Annotated in this window: 4 protein-coding genes; 2 read left to right on the top strand and 2 right to left on the bottom strand. The window is 41.0% G+C overall.

Going from position 1 to position 2,895, the window contains the following annotated elements; all coding sequences use genetic code 11:
* Window positions 1-219 precede the first annotated feature (219 nt).
* Entirely contained in the window at window positions 220-417 is a 198-nt protein-coding gene (locus QUA80_RS33280; RefSeq protein ID WP_333429163.1) for a hypothetical protein, read from the bottom strand.
* Between the two features lie 269 nt (window positions 418-686).
* Here QUA80_RS33280 and QUA80_RS33275 point away from each other — a divergent pair, with 269 nt between their 5' ends.
* Entirely contained in the window at window positions 687-1,133 is a 447-nt protein-coding gene (locus QUA80_RS33275) for a DUF6932 family protein (RefSeq protein WP_333429162.1), read from the top strand.
* A complete protein-coding gene (locus tag QUA80_RS33270) occupies window positions 1,130-1,663 on the top strand; it encodes a helix-turn-helix transcriptional regulator (RefSeq protein ID WP_333429161.1) in 534 nt (177 codons plus the stop codon). The genes QUA80_RS33275 and QUA80_RS33270 overlap by 4 nt, the downstream gene beginning before the upstream one ends.
* 104 nt (window positions 1,664-1,767) lie before the next feature.
* On the opposite strand, the gene QUA80_RS33265 is transcribed toward QUA80_RS33270, so the two are convergent.
* Window positions 1,768-2,370, bottom strand: a complete 603-nt coding sequence (locus tag QUA80_RS33265) for a hypothetical protein (RefSeq protein WP_333429160.1) — start codon at window positions 2,368-2,370, stop codon at window positions 1,768-1,770.
* Window positions 2,371-2,895 lie beyond the last annotated feature (525 nt).

Raw genomic sequence — 2,895 nt, 5'->3', positions numbered from 1 at the left:
TTATTCATTTTTTTTTACGATCGAGTATTGCATATAATTGTATCATAATATTGATTCTGATTTAGGATTGCTATATAATGTACAATAAGTCCAGATTTGTTGCCAAATTTTACTGGAACTAAAGTCTAAGAGAGTCGCTTGCATCGAGCGGACTAAATAAAGTTTTGCTCGCTTTCCGCTTACCATATTTTTTCTGTAAGGTAATTTCGTCAATGCGAGTTACAACCGACCCAGCAGGTGGAGTTGTATTGTTGGCCCGCATGCTTGGTGCAAGTCGTAGCTGTATGATGTGACGTTGCCAAATACATCTGTCATCGATTTGACCTGTTCCAAGGCATCATAAACTACTGATTGACTGTTACCTTGAGAGGTTCTAATAGCGACGATTAGGCCCTCCGAATCCTCGTCGTATTCCATCGTTTAGGTGTGAGTTTGACCGTTGAGTCTAAATGTAGTTGTGGCGACTTCTATTTGACCGTAGTGAGTCGGAATATTCCGAACATTCGGTGTCGAATTAGACCTGAAAATTAACTCAAAACCCTGCATCGCACCAGTCGCTTCTGTTACAACTTATTAATTATCACTCATAGCGATGGCTTTTTGCCTGCATATTCAGGTATGCTGAGAAAATCAATAGCTATAAAAACCGACAATAAAATTGTGTTAAAATGTAAAGGTGTGAGGGCATGATTCCCGAATTTGATGAGAACGGCAACTTGCCACCAGGAGTGTATTGGGTCGAATGGGAAGAATTCAAAGATCGCTTTGGAATAACACCACTTCGTACTCGCATGATAGAGGGTTTGCAAATGGCAATGGAACAGCTAAAGGCAGCAGGATGCAGAACAATTTACATCAATGGTAGTTTTATTACTAGCAAACTAGCTCCTCAAGATTTTGATGCTTGTTGGGATAGAGAAGAGGTTGATATGAATTATCTGAAAACTCATGCTCCTCGACTGAGAAATTATGCAGATAGAGCCGCACAGAAAGCTCTTTATCGCGGTGAAATCTTTCCGTCCGACCAGCCAGTCGGTAGTTACGATCTAACTTCCTATGAATTATTTCAACGGGACAGAGAGCTGCATCCTAAAGGAATTATTGCTATAGATTTAGTAAGGTGGTCGCCATGATTAGAAATAAAAAGCAATATGAGTATACCCAAGAGTTAGCGAAAAGATGTGAATCTACGCTAGCCCAGTATGACGCCCAAGATGAAGAGGTGAAAAAGAACGATCCTTGGTGGTTAGTGATGCGTGAATCTATCCAAAGTCATCTGGATACTTTTAGGGCAGAAATAGCTGAGTATGAAAGATTGGTGGAGTGCGATCGCACTCAAGACCTCAAAATTGAAGTAGATTCGATTTTAGAGCTGCCAAGAGTCTTAATTAAAGCTCGAATTGCTGCGAAAATGACTCAAAAAGAACTTGCGGATAGACTGGGGCTGGAAGAAAATCGAATTAAGCAATACGAAGACTCAGATTATCAATGTGCGAGTTGGGTGGAAATTATCGATATTACTGAAGCTTTAGCGGTTGAGCTGAAAACAGCTAGTTTTGTGGTGGATTTTCAGGAGATGGAAATTCGGAAAAGTTCTCTTGCTGAGTTTGTAGAACGACAGCAAAAGCAGTTAGAAGTTAAAGCTCAGAAAGTTGAAAAATAGTCATTAGTTATTGCCGATAGTACCCGCAGTTTTTAAGAGTACGAACGCACTCTCATCGGTGAAAGTCAGTTAACTGACATACCCAAAAACCGTTTAATAGCAGCTCATCTTTCCTGCATCATCCAAACCAGAAAACCCAAGATTTGCTCAACCGGAGGAAGCGGATAATCTGTAAGGTCAATGGACGCGCATTGCTCTTCTAATTTAAGAAAACGCCAAACAGTACCGCTAGTCACCGTTCCATAAATCGTCGATATCGGCTGTTGCTTTTGTTGGTTAAAGCGTTGAGCTGCAACCATTTCTGCAAGGCATTGGCCAAGAGCCGATTTAAGGTCTTCTTTCTTGGCTTCCACCAATATAACTGCCGGAGCTTTGATAAATAGTTGCTCCGGGGAACGACTCAGGAGAAAGTCAACATAGCCTGTAAGTTCAGCCTCCGGTTCTACATTGAATTCTTCACCAGAAAAAACGCTAATTTGTCCGGGAAGTTGGCGTTTTACTTCGAGTAACACAGGATTGATGATACCCTCAGAACGAGCTTTCTCGCTACTCACCGCGATCGCCCATGGAATCGTTTCTTTAAGAGTATCTTGTAGTAAAAGACTAGGAGTCACTGGGAGTATTTCTGGTAAAAAACGCGCTCCTTCAATGATTGTGAGATGAAAATCTTCTACAGCTTTGCTGAGAGAGAATTTACTGTAAGGCATAGGTTTATTATTCTTAATTGGATACTATAACACTTCTGCGTTAAATGAGGTACATCTAGTAATTGGTAAAGTGTACTGTACTAATTATATAGCCAGTCTAAATAAGTTGTGAAAAAAACAAGTTTTAAACGAACCGCGAAGACACGTTAGCGAAGCGGCGCGTTAGCGCTAGCACGCGAAGGTCGGAAAGAGAAGAGAGTTTCACGACTTCTGCAAGACTCATTATAGTGCCTCACGAGGCGGCGCGTGAGCGCAGTGAGCCAGAGGCCTACCGTTTCCCTAGTTCCTGAATTAAAACCCATAATTGCCACCAGTTTCAGTCCGACTCCCAGTGGTTTTTTTTGGAATTTCCTCTCTCGTTCTTTTTCCTACCTATCGGTAGTAAGAGAGGAAAGATTCATTCTTAGAGTGACCAATGCCTCCCAATTATATCAACCTTCTTTCACAACTATAGCGATCCTAAATGATTTTCTATGTACAATATTGATGAATTTTGGGAAAATCAAATTTATGTTCCTTAGTGAA

Source organism: Microcoleus sp. F4-D5 (genome assembly GCF_036704885.1).
Lineage (GTDB): Bacteria > Cyanobacteriota > Cyanobacteriia > Cyanobacteriales > Microcoleaceae > Microcoleus.
The sequence above is the reverse complement of the archived record's forward strand: the minus strand, read 5'-3'. Positions and strand labels throughout refer to the sequence as shown.

What these genes read in the sequence shown, in the direction of transcription:
- QUA80_RS33280 (WP_333429163.1), bottom strand. Translation starts at nt 417, where the DNA reads ATGGAATACGACGAGGATTCGGAGGGCCTAATCGTCGCTATTAGAACC.
- QUA80_RS33275 (WP_333429162.1), top strand. Translation starts at nt 687, where the DNA reads ATGATTCCCGAATTTGATGAGAACGGCAACTTGCCACCAGGAGTGTAT.
- QUA80_RS33270 (WP_333429161.1), top strand. Translation starts at nt 1,130, where the DNA reads ATGATTAGAAATAAAAAGCAATATGAGTATACCCAAGAGTTAGCGAAA.
- QUA80_RS33265 (WP_333429160.1), bottom strand. Translation starts at nt 2,370, where the DNA reads ATGCCTTACAGTAAATTCTCTCTCAGCAAAGCTGTAGAAGATTTTCAT.